Genomic DNA, 16,022 nt, shown 5'->3' on the forward strand with positions numbered 1-16,022 from the left:
GCCCCGGGAAGGCGCCCGCCAATGCCGCCCGCTGGGGGGAGCTCGCAGCCATGTTGCGGATTCTGCTGACCATCGTCCTTCCGCTCGCGCTCTGGGTGTGGGCGTTCGTCGACTGTCTGACGACGCCCGAGGACGAGGTGAGGCATCTGCCGAAGGTGGTCTGGGTGCTGATCGTGCTGCTCTTCCCGCCGCTCGGCCCGATCGCCTGGCTGATCGCCGGCAAGCAGCGCTTCCTGCGGGCCGCGACCGCCGACGGCTACCCGGGGTACCCGGCCGCCGACGGCCCGGGGCGGCCCGCCGCGCGTGGCGGGCGTCCGCTCGCGCCGGACGACGACCCGGAGTTCCTCGCCTCGTTGAAGAAGAGCGACAAGGACCACGAGTCCATGCTCAAGGAATGGGAGGCCGATCTGCGCCGCCGGGAGCGGGAGCTGCGCGACCGCGACGAGCCGGAGGACGGCCGAAAGAGCTGATCACGGGGGTTCTCACGATCCCTCCAACGGCCCACCCGGGCGACCTCGGGTGGGCCGTGGCCTTTTTGGCGCTTCCCTACGACTGAACGCCGTCTCACGCGGATGGCCTCGATCCGGGCGCCCGGCTTGAGTGGACCTTGAGCGGCACCCCAGATGACCGACCTACATTACTGAGGGACGGCCCTGACCTGCGCTTTTGTTCATGCTCAGATCATCGGACCATCATCTGCCCGACAACCCCCGGTATTCGAACGAACACCCAGCGCTCCGGCTCCGACCCGCCCGCTTCTGTGCAAGCCTGACAGCTAAACGAACCCGACCTTGTACGGAATCGACGCCGAAACCAGCGCACGGCCCCTCGTACAGTCATAAGTGAAGAAAGTGATTCGCGGCCGGGGGCACAGCAGACGTTGGCTGTCGGACAGTTCCCTCACCCTTGGAGTGGTTCGAGATGACGGTTGTGCATGAGGCGCCGGTCGACGGCGAGGTTCCCGAGGTCTCGGCCGACGCCCGCGGTCGGGTCGCCGAGCTGCACGAGCTGCGCGAGAAGGTCCGCCGCGGCCCCAGCGACAAGGCCACCGAGGCCCAGCACGCCAAGGGCAAGCTGACCGCCCGCGAGCGCATCGAGCTGCTGCTGGACGAGGGCTCCTTCTGCGAGGTCGAGCCGCTGCGCCGGCACCGCGCCCAGGGCTTCGGCCTGGAGGCCAAGAAGCCGCACACCGATGGCGTCGTCGTCGGCTGGGGCACCGTCCACGGCCGCACCGTCTTCACCTACGCGCACGACTTCCGGATCTTCGGCGGCGCGCTGGGCGAGGCCCACGCGCAGAAGATCCACAAGATCATGGACATGGCCATCGCGGCCGGCGCGCCGCTGGTCTCGCTGAACGACGGCGCCGGCGCCCGCATCCAGGAGGGCGTCACCGCGCTGGCCGGCTACGGCGGCATCTTCCAGCGCAACACCAAGGCCTCCGGCGTCATCCCGCAGATCTCGGTGATGCTCGGCCCGTGCGCCGGCGGCGCCGCGTACTCCCCCGCGCTGACCGACTTCGTCTTCATGGTCCGCGAGACCTCGCAGATGTTCATCACCGGCCCGGACGTGGTCCAGGCGGTCACCGGCGAGAAGATCAGCCAGAACGGCCTCGGCGGCGCGGACGTGCACGCCGGCGTCTCCGGGGTGGCCCACTTCATCTACGACGACGAGCAGTCCTGCATCGAGGAGGTCCGCTTCCTCCTGTCGATGCTGCCGCAGAACAACCGCGAGATGCCGCCGTCCGTGGTGAGCGAGGACCCGGTCGAGCGGCGCAACGACGGCCTGCTGGACCTGGTGCCCGCCGACGGCAACCGCCCGTACGACATGCGCAAGGTGATCGAGGAGATCGTCGACCACGGCGAGTACCTGGAGGTCCACGAGCGCTGGGCCACCAACGTGCTGTGCGTGCTGGCCCGGGTCGACGGCCACGTCACCGGCATCATCGCCAACCAGCCGCAGTCGCTGGCCGGCGTGCTGGACATCCACGCCAGCGAGAAGGCCGCCCGCTTCGTGCAGATGTGCGACGCCTTCAACATCCCGCTGGTCACCCTGCTCGACGTCCCCGGCTTCCTGCCCGGCGTCGACCAGGAGCACGGCGGCATCATCCGCCACGGCGCCAAGCTGCTGTACGCGTACTGCAACGCCACCGTGCCGCGCATCTCGCTGATCCTGCGCAAGGCCTACGGCGGCGCCTACATCGTGATGGACTCCCGCTCCATCGGCGCCGACCTGTCCTACGCCTGGCCGACCAACGAGATCGCCGTCATGGGCGCCGAGGGCGCGGCCAACGTCATCTTCCGGCGCGAGATCAACGCCGCCGAGGACCCGGACGCCATGCGCGCCCAGAAGATCAAGGAATACAAGAGCGAGCTGATGCACCCGTACTACGCGGCCGAGCGCGGCCTCGTGGACGACGTCATCGACCCGGCCGAAACCCGCCAGGTGATCGCCTCCGCCCTGGCCATGCTCCGCACGAAGCACGCCGACCTGCCCAGCCGCAAGCACGGCAACCCGCCGATGTAGCAGCGCGGTTCACCGCAGCAAGCCCTACCGAGCACGGCACCGAGCACCGCAGCGGGCACCACCTCAGACCACAGCAACCGGGGGAGAAACCAGAACATGACCGCTTCCGCCGAACCCCTCGTCCGCATCGTCCGCGGCAGCCTCACCGACGAGGAACTCGCCGCCCTGACCGCCGTCCTGATCTCGCGCGCCGCCGCCGCGCAGCAGGCCGCCGCCTCCGCGCCGATCGAGCCGATCGCCAACTGGCAGCGCCTGGAGCGCCGTCCGGCCTACTACTCGCCGGTCAGCTGGCAGCAGGCCGCCTGACGGCCCGCGGCTTCCGCCGACGGCCGGTCACCCCCATCGGGTGACCGGCCGTCGGCCGTTCCCGGGGAGCGGGCGCACCCTTCGCGTCCGTCCGGTCCGCCCCGGTGCGCCTCGGGCCGGGAACAGCCGACCGGCGGCTCGGTAGGATGCCTACTGGACGGTATGCCTCCGCCGCCCCGTCGGCCCCATAGGATCGGCCGCTGCCGAGGTACCAGAACTTTCCAGGGAGGCTGCGATGGCCAGGCAGGCCCGCGCGCTGGCGACCCGCCAGGCGGTACTCCTCGCGGCGGCCGAGGTGTTCGACGAGCGCGGCTACGCCGCCGCCACGATGTCCGAGATCCTGGACCGCGCCGGCGTCACCAAGGGCGCGCTGTACTTCCACTTCCGCTCCAAGGAGGAGTTGGCGCTCGCCGTCATCGAGGGACAGGGCGCCTGGATCACCGGCTGGGAGCCGTCCTCGGACAGCTCGGTGCAGAACCTGATCGACCTCGGGTACGCCTTCGCCCGCGCGCTCCAGGACGACCCGCTGGTGCGCGGCAGCATCCGGCTGACCATCGAGCACGGCAGCTTCACCCAGCCGCAGATCGCCGCCTACCAGGGCTGGATGGACCTGGTCCGGGAGCTGCTGGAGCACGCCAGGGACGCCGGCGACCTCCACCCGGGGATCGACCTGGTCGCGGCCTCCGGGGTGATCACCGGGGCCGTCACCGGGATCCAGCTGAGCTCCCAGGTGCTGGCCGACCGGCAGGACCTGATCCAGCGGATGGCCGACCTGTGGACGCTACTGCTGCCCGGCCTGGTCCAGCCGCACGCGCTCGCCCGGCTGAGCGTGGCCGAGCGCTCCTGACCGCGCGCCCGGATCGGACCCGGGCCGGGCCGGTCAGAGCCGGTAGCCGGCCCGGTTCTCCGCCGCCACCAGGGCCGGCAGCGCGGCCGTCCACACCCGGCGCACGGCCTCCGGCCGGGGCCGGTCGGTCTCCTCGCCCGCCAGCAGCACCTGGCCGGCCGCCACCGCGGTGAGCAGCTCGGCGGTGGCCGCCAGGTCCACCCCGGGGCGCAGCTCGCCGGCCTGGGCGGCGCGGTCCAGCAGGCGGTGGACGACCGCGGTGAGACTGCGCCAGGTGGCGTCGGGGCCGGGCGGGCCGGGCGGGAAGGCGTTCCGGCGCGGGCCCTGGCGGCCGAGCCGCACGCCGGCCCGCACCACCAGGTCCTCGCGCAGCATCCGGGCCAGCTCGTGCGAGAAGTCGATCAGCCCCTGGAGGGCCGGGCCGTCGGCGCGCAGGGCACGCAGCGCGGCCGAGCCGATCTCCCGCCCGGCGGCGCCGCGCACCCCGTCGGCGAGGGCCTGCTTGGACACGAAGTGGAAGTAGAGGGCGCCCTTGCTGACCCCGGCGCGGCGGCTGATGTCGACCAGGCTCGCGGCCTCGAAGCCCACCCGCGCGAAGGTCTCCGCGGCGGCGAGCAGCACGGCCTGCCGGGTCCGCCCAGCCCGTTCCTGCTTGACCACTGGCCCCCTCCGGACTCGACCGGGCGTGATCCCCTCCCCGCCCGGCTGCTGTCGGCGCGCCCCCTGCCGGGAGCGACGCTCGCATGCGGACGGCCGCGACCGAAACCGCATGGTTGGTATCTAATCTAGCGCGTGCGTCGCCCCCGCCGTCCAGCGGGGACGGCCCCCCGCCCAAGGTCTGCGGTCATCCGTAGGGCATTGCCCCAGCCCACGGGGCGGGTAGCGTGAGCGGGCCGGGCTGCGCGGCCGGGGCACCCCAGTCGCTGAACACAAACCGGGTGGTCTGTATGTTTTGCTCGGGCGTCCATGGCGGCCGCTCGACCGACACCCTGGGAGCGGGGGCCAGTCATGCCATCGATCGTAGAGCCGGACCCCCACGGCGCGTACGCCCACCCCGGACCCGGCCTCGGCCCCGGTTCCGGCTACGACTTCCACGACCGGACCGTCTCCCGGCACCTGGTGCACCGCGCCTCGGTGTCCGAGGTCCTCCTCACCGGCTGGCAGGCCACCGGCCCGTACGACTTCCTGCTCGGCGCCCAGTGGCCCCGGCTGCACGGCTTCTACCGGCTGCCCGGGGACCGCTACCACGACCCGGTGCTGATGGCCGAGACCGTCCGGCAGGCCGGGCTGCTGATCGGCCACGCCGGGTTCGGGGTGCCGCGCGGCCATCACTTCGTCATGGACGACCTCTCCTACGCCCTCGCCGAGCCCGGCCTGCCCGGCCTGGCCGTCACCTCCGCCCCGGCCTCGCTGATGCTCGCCGTCGGCTGCGAGGACGTCCGGATGCGGCACGGCCGACTGGTCTCCCTGCGGGTGCACGCCGAGGTCACCCGGGACGGCCGACCGATCGGCCGGGGCTCGGGCCAGCTGCGCGTGCTCTCCCCCGCCTCGTACGCCCGGCTGCGCGGCCCCGGACGGCACGCCGTCGCCCCGCCGCGGCCGCCGGCCCCCACCGCGCCCGAACTCGTCGGCCGCGCACAGCCCGCCGACGTGGTGCTCAGCCCGACCCTGCGACCGGACACCTGGCTGCTGCGCGCCGACGCCACCCACCCGGTGCTCTTCGACCACGAGCTGGACCACGTGCCCGGGATGCTGGTGCTGGAGGCCGCCCGGCAGGCCGCCCAGCGGCTGCGCCACCCCGAGCCGGTGGTGCCGGTCGAGCTGGTGACCTCCTTCGACCACTACATCGAGCTGGACCGGCCCTGCTTCGTCCGGGCCGTCCCCGAGCCGGCGGCGGACGGCCGCCGACTGCCCGTACGGGTCCAGCTGATCCAGGACGGGCGGACGGCGGCCGAGTGCCGGCTGCTCACCGAGCCCCTGGACGGGCCGCTGGACGGGCCCGCCGAGGGCCCGACGGTGCCGGCCCGGCGGGACGCCCTCGACGGCCGCACCGCCGCGCCGGGCCTCGGCAGCACTCGGCTGCCGCTGGCCAGTTGACCCCCGCTACGCGGCCACCAGCGCCGATGACGGCCGCCGCCCGGCGTGCATCACGCTGAGGTTGGTCGCCAGCCTGACCGGGTCCTGGGCCAGCCAGAGCCGCAGCGCCGCCCCCAGGGCGGCACTGGCCGACTCGATCCGGACGTCGGTGATCTGCGCGATCCGGGCCGCGCCGGGCACCAGCAGGTCCGCCAGCGCGGACGGCAGCCAGACCGTCAGGGCACACGGTGCGGGCATCGCGAGCGCCCCCAGCAGCCGGTAGGCGTCCCCCGGCGCGCTCAGCGTGGGAATGATGTCCAGCAGAGCGTCGGCCACCACCTCGGACACGTCGCTCCGGTGTCCCTGGGCGAGCCGGCGGAGCAGCATGCGCTCGGCGGCGGTGATTCGGACGGTCAGCATGACCTCTTCGCACTCCATTGCGCGATTTCCTCCTCAGTTCCCTCTCGCGCCGACCGGCGGCCGGCACGAACTACCCCTGTCACACCTCGGCCCGGCTACCCTTCTGCGGAGAGCCGGGCCGGTGGGTGGTTGCGCCCCGGTCAGATCCCCGCGTACGAGTGCTTGCCGGTGACGAAGATGTTCACGCCGTAGAAGTTGAAGAGCCAGAAGGCGAAGGCCGCCAGCGCCAGGTAGGCCGCCTTGCGTCCCTTCCAGCCGGCCGTCGCCCGGGCGTGCAGGTAGCAGGCGTAGGCGACCCAGGTGATGAACGACCAGGTCTCCTTCGGGTCCCACTCCCAGTACTTGCCCCAGGCCGCCTCGGCCCAGATCGCGCCCGCGATGATGGTGAAGGTCCAGAGCGGGAAGACCAGGGCGTTGATCCGGTAGGACAGCTTGTCGAGGGTGGAAGCGGCGGGCAGCCGGCGCCAGACCGACGCCGGGGTGCCCAGCGGGCCGGTGGTCAGACCGGCCGCGATCCGCTTGTCGAAGGAGTCCTTGCCGAGGTAGAGCAGCGTGGCGATGAACGCCGCGTAGAAGGCGCCGCCGCAGAAGATCGCGGTGGAGACGTGGATCGCCAGCCACGGCGAGTGCAGCGCCGGGACGAGCTGGTCGGAGTCGGTGTACAGCATCGACGTGGCGATGCCGAGCGTCAGCAGGACCGCGATGGTGACCGGCAGCCCGAGCCAGCGGACGTTCTTCCGCGCGGCCAGCAGCACGATGTACGCCGCCGCCATGGCCAGCGCGAAGGCGCAGGAGAACTCGTACATGTTGCCCCACGGCCAGCGGGACACCGAGAGGCCGCGGGTGATCACGCCGCCCGCGTGCAGCAGGGACCCCAGGACGGTGAGCGAGACCGCGATCCGGCCGGCCAGGTCGGCCTTCTCGCTGGTGCCGGCCGCGCCCGGGCCGTCCACCTCCTCCTCGCCGCGTCCGCTGGTGACCACCGTCGCGCCCTCGCCCGCCAGGGCGGTGCGGGTCAACGTGGTGGTGCCACCGTTGGCGCCCGCGACGGTCACCGTGACCTTCTTGCCGCCCTTGGTGCCGGCGGCGGCGACGGTCTCGGCCAGGTTCCCCGACTGCTCCTTCGAGCGGACCGCGACGGCGCCCTTGCTGCCGAAGGTCCACTCGAAGATCTGGGCGAACATGGCGATCGTGTAGACCACCATCGCCGAATAGATCAGCTTGTTGGAGAGGTCGGCCAGGTGTGGGTCGACCCCCGAGGCGAGATGCACCGTCTACTCCTTGGAGTTCTGGTCGGCGGGGACTGCGGGGTCTGCGGGGTCTGAGGCCTCGGCCTCGGTGTCAGCGGATCCGGCGGCGGCTTCCTCGCCGTCCGGAGCCGGGGTGTCGTCCTCGTGCTCGTGCTTGTGCTCGTCCTCGCCCTCGGAGGCGGGGGCGGGGGCGGGGGCGGGGGCGTCGTCCTCCTCGGAGGCGGGGGCGTCGTCCTGGAGGTCCACCGCGAGCTCGGCCAGCTCCTCGGCGATCTTCGCCGACTCGCTGCGGCCCAGCCCGGCCAGCTCCACCTGGGTGCCGCCGCCCGGCAGGGCGACCGCCCGCACCCAGATCCGGCGGCGCTGCACGAACAGCGAGCCGATCAGGCCGAGGATCGCCAGCACCGCACCGGACAGGGCGATCGCGTTGCCCGGGCGGTGCGAGACGTCGAAGCTGGCCCAGCGCTTGTAGCCCTCGAAGGTGACGGTGCCGTAGCCGTCCGGCAGGTCCCACGCCTGGCCGGGCCTGAGCCGGATCTTGGCGGGCTGGCCGTCCTGGGTCAGCTGGGTCATCTTCCGCATGTTGAGCTGGTAGATGTTCTGCGGGAGGCCGGAGTCGGTGCCCAGGTCGCCCGCGTAGGCGTTCAGGACCAGCTCCGGCGCCGCGTCGTCCGGGAACAGCGAGATCGGACCGGTGCCCTCGAAGCTCACCGGCGCGGTCGGCAGGAAGAAGCCGCTGAAGCCGAGCTGGGTCCGCTGGCCGTCCTTCTCGCCGTAGTCGGAGACCTTCACGACGCCGGTGGAGGTCTGGTTGGCGTCCTGCGGGAGGAACGGCGTGGCGCCGCTGTAGACGACCTCGCCCTTGGCGTTGCGGACGGTGACGACCGGGGCGAAGCCGTGGCCGATCAGGTAGACCTTGCTGCCGCCGATCTCCAGCGGGTGGTTGACCTCGATCGTGGACTTCTTCAGCTTCGACGCGTCACTGCCGGTCGCGTACTCGACGTTCGCGGTGAACTGCCGGGCGGCGCCGATCTGGGAGCCGCTGGCCTGGAACTTCGCGGTGAAGGTGTCCAGCTTCAGGTAGAAGGGGTCGAGGTCGTCGCTGCCGTAGAACCGGGTGCCGTTGAAGTCGTCGAGCTGGGTGATGGTGTTGGAGTAGCCCTCGCCCTCGACCATCAGCTTGCCGCCGGTGCCCGAGGCCAGGCTGGCCCAGGCGAAGCCGCCGAGCAGCGCGAACAGCGACAGGTGGAAGAGCAGGTTGCCGACCTCGCGCAGGTAGCCCTTCTCGGCGGCCACCGCGCCGCCGGACAGGTCGGCGCGGAAGCCGCGCTTGCGCAGCAGCCGGTGTGCGGCGGCGTTCACCGTGTCGGCGTCCGCCTCGGTGCGCCAGGCCGCGTGCACCGGCATCCGGGTCAGGTTGCGCGGCGCGGCCGGCGGCTGGGCGCGCAGCACGCCGACGAACTGCCAGGTCCGCGGGACGATGCAGCCTGCCAGCGAGACGAACAGCAGGATGTAGATCGCGGAGAACCAGACCGAGCTGTAGACGTCGAACAGCTGGAGCTTCTCGTAGATCGGCGCGACGGTGCCGTGCTGCGCCTTCCACGCCTCGACCTTCAGCTGCCCCTGGCCGTTCTGGTACTGCGGGATCAGCGAGCCGGGGATGGCGGCCAGCGAGAGCAGGAAGAGCAGGATCAGGGCGACCCGCATCGAGGTCAGCTGACGCCACATCCAGCGCGCCCAGCCGAACGCCCCTATGCCGGTCGGTCCGTCGGACTCGACCGGCGCGGAGCTGAGCCGCTCGGCGGCGAGGTCGTCCGGCGCCGGGGGCTGCTCGGTCTCGGTCGTGGTGTTGCTCACGGTCAGATTCCGATCGAGGAGTCGGCGGTCCAGGACTGCAGTTCGCTCATCCAGGAATCCCAGATCCCGGTGACGAGCAGCAGACCGACCACGACGAGCATGCCGCCGCCGATCCGCATGACGAGCGGGTAGTGCCGCTTGACCCACCCGAAGGCGCCCAGTGCCCGGCGGAAGGCCACCGCGGCCAGGATGAACGGTACGCCGAGGCCCAGGCAGTAGAAGGTCATCAGCATGGCGCCGCGCGCGGCGTCGGCCTGGTTCAGGGCCAGGTTCTGGACGGTCGCGATGGTCGGGCCGAGGCAGGGCGTCCAGCCGACGCCGAAGACCACGCCCAGCAGCGGGGCGCCCAGCAGACCGACCGCCGGACGGCGGTGGGAGCGCACCTCGCGCATGCTCAGGCCGGGGACGAGGCCCATGAAGGCGAGGCCCATCACGACGGTCACCACGCCGAGGACCATCGAGATGACGCGCTTGTGCTCCTGCAGGGTGTCGCCGAACTGGCCGAACAGCGCACCGCCGGAGACGAAGACCGCGGTGAAACCGAGGATGAAGAGCGTCGCCCCGAGCGCCATCCGGCCGCGCCGCACGCCGCGCGCGTCCGCGAGGTCGGCCGCGGAGAAGCCGGTCACGTACGACAGGTAGCCCGGGACGAGCGGCAGCACGCAGGGCGAGAAGAACGACACCAGGCCGGCCGCCAGCGCGATCGGCGCGGCCACCAGCAGCGCTCCGCTCTGGAGGGTGCCGGTGTTGTCGGCGAGCTGCTGCGGCAGGCTCACTGCTTCTGCTCCACGACCACCGGCTGCAGGATCGACTCCAGCGCGTCCTCGGTCGTGCCGCCGACGGCGCGGGCGGCCAGCTTGCCGTCGCGGTCGACGATCAGGGTGGTCGGGATGGACTGCGGGTTGAGGCTGCCCTTGGGGAACTTGAGCAGCTGGGTGCCGGCCGGGTCGAAGATGCTCGGGTAGGTGACACCCTGCTCCTGCTCGAAGCGGACGGCGTTGGTCTTCTCGGTGTCCCGGGTGTTGACGCCGAGGAACTGGACGCCCTGGTCCTTGTACTTGTCCGCGACGGCCTGCAGGCTCTTCGCCTCGGCCCGGCAGGGCCCGCACCAGGAGCCCCAGACGTTCAGCACGACGACCTTGCCCCGGTAGTCGGAGAGCTTGGTCTGGCTGCCCTCCAGGGTCTCCCCGGAGATGTCCGGCGCGTCCCCGCGCTTGCCGGCGTCCGCCTTCGACAGGTTGGTGCCCTTGACCGTGACGAAGCCGACCTGGCCCGCGCCGCCGCCGGACGAGCCCGAGGAGGAACAGCCGGTGAGGGCGAGCGCAGCGGCCGCGGCGGTGGCGGCGGCGGCTGCGGCGACACGGGGACGGGGGCGCGCCATGGCAGACATGTGAAAAGTTTCGCATGGAGTTCCGGGCAGGTTCGGGGGGGTCCTGCCTTGCGCGTCGCACCCCCTCTGACCTGCGACGAAATCGGATCACCCGGCGCTCGCCGGGTGACCCGAAGTCATACTTACGCACCGCTTACGGAGGCGCTCGCGAGTGTCAGGCGCCGAAGCTCTTGCCCACCGGCTTGTCGCCCTTGCGGCCCTTGCCCACCAGGTGCGCGGGCAGCAGGTCGCGGGCCGGCTCGCGGTAGCCGACCGAGACGATCTTGTCGCCCTCGAAGGTGAAGCTGGTCAGCGAGGCCAGCGAGCACTGCCGGTTGCGCGGGTCGTGCCAGAGCCGGCGGCGCTCGACGAAGGACCGGACGATCCAGATCGGCAGCTGGTGGCTGACGCAGACCGCCTCGTGCCCGCGCGCGGCGTCCCGGGCGGCGCCGAGCGCGCCCATCATCCGCACCACCTGGTCGAGGTACGGCTCGCCCCAGGAGGGCTTGAACGGGTTGGTGAGGTACTTCCAGTAACCCGGGTTGCGCAGCGAGCCGTCGCCGACGCCGAAGGTCTTGCCCTCGAAGATGTTCTCGGCCTCGATCAGCCGCGCGTCCGCCGCGACGTCCAGGCCGTGCGCCTTGGCGATCGGCTCGGCGGTCTCCTGGGCCCGCTCCAGCGGCGAGGCCACCACGTGGGTGATGTCCCGGCCGGCCAGGTCCTCGGCCACCCGGTCGGCCATCCGCCGGCCCAGCTCGGACAGGTGGTAGTCCGGCAGCCGCCCGTACAGGACGCCCTCCGGGTTGTGCACCTCACCGTGCCGCATCAGGTGGACGACGGTGATCTCTTTGGCGCTCACTTCTCAACTGCTCCTGGGGCTCGGGGTGGACTGGGCCGTGGCGGCCGGTCTCGCGACCGGGCCGTGGCGACTAGGCCGTGGCGGCGGCAGCGGCGCGCGCGGCGACCGGCAGGGCGGCGGCGATCCGCTCGATCGCCCGCTCGTCGTGGGACGCCGAGACGAACCAGGACTCGAACGCGGACGGCGGCAGGTAGACGCCCTCGGCCAGCATCGCGTGGAAGAAGGCGGTGAAACGGTACGCCTCCTGGGCCTTCGCCTGGTCGTAGTCGGTCACGGCGGCGTCGGTGAAGAACACCGAGAACATGTTCCCGGCGGTCTGCAGCCGGTGCGCCACGCCCTCCTTGGCGAGCGCCTCGGCGACCAGGCCGGACACCTCGGCGGCGACGGCGTCCACCTTCGCGTACACCTCGTCGGTGCAGCCGCGCAGCTGGGCCAGGCCGGCCGCGGTGGCGATCGGGTTCCCGGACAGGGTGCCCGCCTGGTAGACCGGGCCGGCCGGGGCCAGGTGCGCCATCACGTCGGCGCGGCCGCCGAAGGCCGCGGCCGGGAAGCCGCCGCCCATGACCTTGCCGAAGGTCAGCAGGTCCGGCGCCCAGCCCTCGTTCGCGGCCTCCAGGCCGTACCAGCCGGCCTTGGAGACGCGGAAGCCGGTCATCACCTCGTCGGAGATGAACAGCGCGCCGTTGTCCCGGCAGAGCCGGGCCAGGCCCCCGTTGAAGCCGGGCAGCGGCGGGACGACGCCCATGTTGCCGGGCGAGGCCTCGGTGATCACACAGGCGATCTCGCCCGGGTGCGCCGCGAAGGCCTGCTCGACGGCGGCCAGGTCGTTGTACGGCAGCACGATGGTGTCGCCGGCCTGGGCGCCGGTGACACCCGGGGTGTCCGGCAGGCCGAAGGTCGCCACACCGGAACCGGCGGCGGCCAGCAGGGCGTCCACGTGACCGTGGTAGCAGCCGGCGAACTTCACCACCTTCGCCCGGCCGGTGAAACCGCGGGCCAGCCGGATCGCGGACATGGTGGCCTCGGTGCCGGAGGAGACCAGGCGGACCTGCTCGACCGGGGCGACCCGGGCGACGATCTCCTCGGCCAGCTCGACCTCGCCCTCGCCGGGCGTGCCGAAGGAGGTGCCGCGGGTGACGGCCCGCTGGACGGCGTCGATCACCGCGGGGTGCGCGTGGCCGAGGATCATCGGACCCCACGAGCACACCAGGTCGACGTACTCGCGGCCGTCGGCGTCGGTCAGGTAGGGGCCGGTGCCGGACACCATGAAGCGCGGCGTGCCGCCGACCGCGCGGAAGGCGCGCACCGGGGAGTTGACGCCGCCGGGCGTCACCACGGAGGCGCGATCGAACAGCGACTGGGACTGGGGGGCTTCGTACGGGTAGCTCACGGGAGACATGGTCTCAAATCGTGTCCTTGCCCTCTGCATGTCGGACCCGATCATCTGGAACGATGATCCGGGCACCGTTGTCTGTACGGTTGTCCGTACAGTCCGTACGGACGGGGCCGCTGAGCGCTCCGGAGGACGGACCAGTCAGACTGTGTACACAGAGTGCGCGAGCGCTCCGGTTTGTGTACAGGGGTGTGGAGAGGACTGCCGCGTACCGCGAGTGGGTACGGCGGCGCATGACGGGTAAGGAGCACGTCCGGAGGGACGCCGGACGTGCGGGGGTCTGTCGATTCCGGCGAATTCCGGTGAGGATGGTCCGAGTGTCCGAGGCGCAGGACGGTTACGACGAGGCCGCGGGGGGCTCCCGCAGGCCCGCCGAGACCGCACGCGGGGGTACGGGAGCGGGTACGGGACGTGGTCGCCGCGGCGGCGAGAGGCGGGGTGAGGGACGCGTGGGGGTGACGTACAAATACTTCGGCGCCCCCGACCGCGCCACCGCCGCCAGAGTCCCCACCGCCCTCGGCCCGGGCGGACTCGGCCTGGACGCCGGCGAACTCGGCTCGCTGGGGCGGCTCGGCGACCTGATGGAGACCAGCGGCTCCCCCACCGGCCACCTCTCCACCAAGATCAAGCCGGAGACCATGAGCGCCATGGTCCTCACCGGGATCCAGGGCGTCCCACTGCACCAGGTGCCCCCGCTGGAACTCGTCGTGCTGCACCCGGACTACGCCGTCGTCCAACTCCCCCACAACGTCGTCGAACCGCTCCGCAAGGCGGACGAGACCGAGCTCGGCGCCGCCGCCTTCATCTGGTCCACCGTGCCGGACCGGCGCGGGCCGCGGGACGCCTTCGTGATCTACAGCATGCTGCACGAGTGGCAGGACTTCGCCAACCGGCTGCACGACGCCGGGCACCAGCTGTACTGCCTGGTCTGGCCGTAAGGCCACCCGTGACGCCGCTCGCAACACCGGCCGTGACGCCGACCGCGGCAATGGCCGCAGCGCCGCGCCCCGAACCGCTGGACACGGGCCGGGGTGAGGCGAGTCGACTTGACATCAATTCTCTTCGGTGGCGGTCGACTTGAGCACGGTGGCGGCGACCAGCAGCGCCGCGGTGAGCAGGCCGGCGGCGATCCCGAAGGCGAGCCGGAAGCCGCCGGCAAGGGCGTCGGCGCCGGCCTGCCCGGCCGCGGCCAGGGTGGCGGTGCGGCCGTCGGCGAGGGTGGTGAGGACGGCGACCCCGAGCGCGCCGCCGATCTGCTGAGTGGTGTTGAAGAGGCCGGAGGCGGCGCCCGCGTCGTCCGGACCGGCGCCCGACATGCCGAGGACGGCGAGGGTGGAGAGCACCAGGCCGCCACCGCCGACGAGCAGCATGGTCGGCAGCAGGTGAACGGCGTAGTCGGCGTCGGCGGGCAGCCGGGCCAGCAGGCCGAGCGCGGCGACCAGCAGGGCGAGACCGGCCGGCAGGACGCGGCGCTCGCCGAAGCGCGCACTCAGCCGGGCCGAGAGCAGCAGGGACACCGCGCCGATGGCGACCGCGGCCGGCAGCATCGCGAGGCCGGTGGCGGCGGCCCCGTAGCCGAGGACGTTCTGCAGGTAGAGGGCGACCAGGATCTGGAAGCCGAACATCCCGGAGATGGTCAGGACCTGGACGAGATTGGCGCCGGAGACGTTGCGGGAGCGGAACATCCGCAGCGGCAGCAGCGGCTGGTCGGCCCGGCCCTCGTGCCACAGGAACGCGGCCAGCAGGGCGACGGCGAGCGCGCCCAGGCCGAGGGTGCGGGCGGAGGCCCAGCCGTGCTCGCCGGTGCCGACGATCGTGTAGACGCCGAGCATCAGGGCGGCGGTGATCAGCGCGGCGCCGAGGGCGTCGGCGCCGGCCCGCAGGCCGGGGCCGCGCTCGGACTCCAGCACCCGGACGGCGAGCAGGGCGGCGGCGATGCCGAGCGGCAGGTTGATCAGGAAGATCCAGTGCCAGTTGAGGGCCTGGGTGAGGACCCCGCCGAGCACCTGGCCGATCGAGGCGCCGGCCGCACCGACGAAGCTGAACGCGCCGATCGCGCGGCCGCGTTCGCGCGGTTCGGGGAAGAGCGTGACGATCATGCCGAGGCTGACCGAGGAGGCGAGCGCGCCGCCGACGCCCTGGAGGAAGCGGGCGCCGATCAGCAGCCCGGGGCTGGTGGCGACGGCGCAGAGCAGCGAGGCGGCGGTGAAGACGGCGAGCCCGGCGACGAAGACCCGCTTGCGGCCGATCAGGTCGCCGAGCCGGCCGGCCAGCAGGAGCAGGCCGCCGAAGGCGATCAGGTAGGCGTTGACGGTCCAGGTCAGCCCGGACGGCGAGAAGCCGAGGTCCTCCTGGATGGCCGGCAGGGCCACGGTGACGATCGAGCCGTCCAGGATGATCATCAGCATTCCCGCGCAGAGCACCGCGAGGGCGAGGGTGCGGGAGCGGGCGGGGGTGGCGAGGGCCGCGAGGGGTGCGGCCGGGGCGTGCGTGGTCATGGCGGTTCTCCCGGTTCGTCGAGTACCGAGTAGAACGCTATCAGATTGTTTTGTTCGGGACTATCTATCTCGGGATCAGGTGTGCGAGGTGCTCGGCGAAGTGGGCCTACCCGCGGGAACGACGGGCCCGGCGTACGGTGCGGTCGCTCTCCACCGGCTCCGCGAGAGGGCCGTCCACCAGGTGCGACAGCGCCGAGACGAACACCTCGCGCTCGGGCTGCGGCAGCGACTCCAGCACCTCACGGTGCACCCGGTCCGCGATCGCGGTGCCCTGCACCACGGCGCGGGCGCCCGCCTCGGTGACGGAGATGACCCGGGCCCGGCGGTCGGTCGCCGACGGGCGGCGCTCGGCCAGGCCCGCCTTCTCCAGCTCGTCCACGGTGACCACCATCGTGGTCTTGTCCAGGTCGCTCAGCTCGGCCAGCTGGATCTGGGTGCGTTCGGCCTCCTGCGCGTGGAACAGCACGCAGTACGCGCGGGGGGTGATCCCGAGCTCGGTGAAAGCGGCCGACATGCGCGTGGCCAGCACGTGGCTCGCGTGGTCCAGCAGGCCGGAGATGTCGCGGATCTGCCGTACGGGCGGGGTCGTCGTCATACGTCCGAGGTTAGCAACGGCCCGTCTGC

The 16,022-nt window shown here is 72.2% G+C and carries 16 protein-coding genes; 6 read left to right on the forward strand and 10 right to left on the reverse strand.

The features are described 5' to 3' along the window. Positions 1-50: 50 nt before the first annotated feature. The 4 genes from ACZ51D_RS15000 (at position 51) to ACZ51D_RS15015 (ending at position 3,676) form a co-directional block, all read left to right on the forward strand. The gene (locus ACZ51D_RS15000) at positions 51-470 is read left to right on the forward strand and encodes a PLD nuclease N-terminal domain-containing protein (RefSeq protein ID WP_465616029.1); all 420 of its coding nucleotides are present in this window, start codon (positions 51-53) and stop codon (positions 468-470) included. Between the two features lie 451 nt (positions 471-921). Continuing rightward, entirely contained in the window at positions 922-2,523 is a 1,602-nt protein-coding gene (locus ACZ51D_RS15005; protein ID WP_465616027.1) for an acyl-CoA carboxylase subunit beta, read from the forward strand. Positions 2,524-2,619: 96 nt separating this feature from the next. Then, the gene (locus tag ACZ51D_RS15010; RefSeq protein ID WP_465616025.1) at positions 2,620-2,829 is read left to right on the forward strand and encodes an acyl-CoA carboxylase subunit epsilon; all 210 of its coding nucleotides are present in this window, start codon (positions 2,620-2,622) and stop codon (positions 2,827-2,829) included. A 235-nt stretch (positions 2,830-3,064) separates the two neighbouring features. Beyond that, positions 3,065-3,676, forward strand: coding sequence for a ScbR family autoregulator-binding transcription factor (locus ACZ51D_RS15015; RefSeq protein WP_465662477.1), 612 nt, complete (start codon positions 3,065-3,067; stop codon positions 3,674-3,676). A 33-nt stretch (positions 3,677-3,709) separates the two neighbouring features. On the opposite strand, the gene ACZ51D_RS15020 is transcribed toward ACZ51D_RS15015, so the two are convergent. Then, positions 3,710-4,336: a ScbR family autoregulator-binding transcription factor gene (locus ACZ51D_RS15020; protein WP_465662478.1), complete on the reverse strand. Its 627-nt coding sequence runs from the start codon at positions 4,334-4,336 to the stop codon at positions 3,710-3,712. Positions 4,337-4,684: 348 nt separating this feature from the next. Between ACZ51D_RS15020 and ACZ51D_RS15025 the strand changes: the two genes are divergently transcribed. Continuing rightward, the gene (locus ACZ51D_RS15025; protein ID WP_465662479.1) at positions 4,685-5,773 is read left to right on the forward strand and encodes a ScbA/BarX family gamma-butyrolactone biosynthesis protein; all 1,089 of its coding nucleotides are present in this window, start codon (positions 4,685-4,687) and stop codon (positions 5,771-5,773) included. Positions 5,774-5,779: 6 nt separating this feature from the next. On the opposite strand, the gene ACZ51D_RS15030 is transcribed toward ACZ51D_RS15025, so the two are convergent. From ACZ51D_RS15030 to hemL, 7 genes are all read right to left on the reverse strand, one after another. Beyond that, positions 5,780-6,190 (reverse strand): hypothetical protein, encoded by a 411-nt coding sequence (locus ACZ51D_RS15030; protein ID WP_360495578.1) that lies wholly within the window; start codon positions 6,188-6,190, stop codon positions 5,780-5,782. Between the two features lie 122 nt (positions 6,191-6,312). Further along, positions 6,313-7,443, reverse strand: coding sequence for a c-type cytochrome biogenesis protein CcsB (ccsB, locus tag ACZ51D_RS15035; protein ID WP_360495581.1), 1,131 nt, complete (start codon positions 7,441-7,443; stop codon positions 6,313-6,315). Between the two features lie 3 nt (positions 7,444-7,446). Continuing rightward, the gene (gene resB / locus ACZ51D_RS15040; RefSeq protein ID WP_465662481.1) at positions 7,447-9,279 is read right to left on the reverse strand and encodes a cytochrome c biogenesis protein ResB; all 1,833 of its coding nucleotides are present in this window, start codon (positions 9,277-9,279) and stop codon (positions 7,447-7,449) included. Between the two features lie 2 nt (positions 9,280-9,281). Beyond that, positions 9,282-10,055, reverse strand: a complete 774-nt coding sequence (locus tag ACZ51D_RS15045; protein WP_360495587.1) for a cytochrome c biogenesis CcdA family protein — start codon at positions 10,053-10,055, stop codon at positions 9,282-9,284. Next, a complete protein-coding gene (locus tag ACZ51D_RS15050; RefSeq protein ID WP_465662482.1) occupies positions 10,052-10,669 on the reverse strand; it encodes a TlpA family protein disulfide reductase in 618 nt (205 codons plus the stop codon). The genes ACZ51D_RS15045 and ACZ51D_RS15050 overlap by 4 nt, the downstream gene beginning before the upstream one ends. 154 nt (positions 10,670-10,823) lie before the next feature. Continuing rightward, the gene (locus ACZ51D_RS15055; protein ID WP_465616362.1) at positions 10,824-11,474 is read right to left on the reverse strand and encodes a histidine phosphatase family protein; all 651 of its coding nucleotides are present in this window, start codon (positions 11,472-11,474) and stop codon (positions 10,824-10,826) included. A 103-nt stretch (positions 11,475-11,577) separates the two neighbouring features. Continuing rightward, entirely contained in the window at positions 11,578-12,906 is a 1,329-nt protein-coding gene (gene hemL, locus ACZ51D_RS15060) for a glutamate-1-semialdehyde 2,1-aminomutase (RefSeq protein WP_465662484.1), read from the reverse strand. Positions 12,907-13,355: 449 nt separating this feature from the next. Here hemL and ACZ51D_RS15065 point away from each other — a divergent pair, with 449 nt between their 5' ends. Further along, positions 13,356-13,838 carry a hypothetical protein gene (locus tag ACZ51D_RS15065; protein WP_121174810.1) on the forward strand — a complete coding sequence of 161 codons (483 nt, stop codon included), beginning with the start codon at positions 13,356-13,358 and terminating at the stop codon, positions 13,836-13,838. Between the two features lie 114 nt (positions 13,839-13,952). On the opposite strand, the gene ACZ51D_RS15070 is transcribed toward ACZ51D_RS15065, so the two are convergent. Further along, positions 13,953-15,398, reverse strand: coding sequence for an MFS transporter (locus ACZ51D_RS15070; protein ID WP_465662486.1), 1,446 nt, complete (start codon positions 15,396-15,398; stop codon positions 13,953-13,955). A gap of 106 nt (positions 15,399-15,504) precedes the next feature. Beyond that, the gene (locus tag ACZ51D_RS15075) at positions 15,505-15,993 is read right to left on the reverse strand and encodes a MarR family winged helix-turn-helix transcriptional regulator (RefSeq protein WP_360495600.1); all 489 of its coding nucleotides are present in this window, start codon (positions 15,991-15,993) and stop codon (positions 15,505-15,507) included. Positions 15,994-16,022 lie beyond the last annotated feature (29 nt).

This window comes from Kitasatospora sp. NPDC033851, assembly GCF_055576085.1.

Excerpts from the sequence above, each read along its gene's own strand:
- ACZ51D_RS15000 (WP_465616029.1), top strand. The coding sequence starts at position 51 with ATGTTGCGGATTCTGCTGACCATCGTCCTTCCGCTCGCGCTCTGGGTG.
- ACZ51D_RS15005 (WP_465616027.1), top strand. The coding sequence starts at position 922 with ATGACGGTTGTGCATGAGGCGCCGGTCGACGGCGAGGTTCCCGAGGTC.
- ACZ51D_RS15010 (WP_465616025.1), top strand. The coding sequence starts at position 2,620 with ATGACCGCTTCCGCCGAACCCCTCGTCCGCATCGTCCGCGGCAGCCTC.
- ACZ51D_RS15015 (WP_465662477.1), top strand. The coding sequence starts at position 3,065 with ATGGCCAGGCAGGCCCGCGCGCTGGCGACCCGCCAGGCGGTACTCCTC.
- ACZ51D_RS15025 (WP_465662479.1), top strand. The coding sequence starts at position 4,685 with ATGCCATCGATCGTAGAGCCGGACCCCCACGGCGCGTACGCCCACCCC.
- ACZ51D_RS15030 (WP_360495578.1), bottom strand. The coding sequence starts at position 6,190 with ATGGAGTGCGAAGAGGTCATGCTGACCGTCCGAATCACCGCCGCCGAG.
- ACZ51D_RS15050 (WP_465662482.1), bottom strand. The coding sequence starts at position 10,669 with ATGTCTGCCATGGCGCGCCCCCGTCCCCGTGTCGCCGCAGCCGCCGCC.
- ACZ51D_RS15055 (WP_465616362.1), bottom strand. The coding sequence starts at position 11,474 with ATGCGGCACGGTGAGGTGCACAACCCGGAGGGCGTCCTGTACGGGCGG.
- hemL (WP_465662484.1), bottom strand. The coding sequence starts at position 12,906 with ATGTCTCCCGTGAGCTACCCGTACGAAGCCCCCCAGTCCCAGTCGCTG.
- ACZ51D_RS15070 (WP_465662486.1), bottom strand. The coding sequence starts at position 15,398 with ATGACCACGCACGCCCCGGCCGCACCCCTCGCGGCCCTCGCCACCCCC.
- ACZ51D_RS15075 (WP_360495600.1), bottom strand. The coding sequence starts at position 15,993 with ATGACGACGACCCCGCCCGTACGGCAGATCCGCGACATCTCCGGCCTG.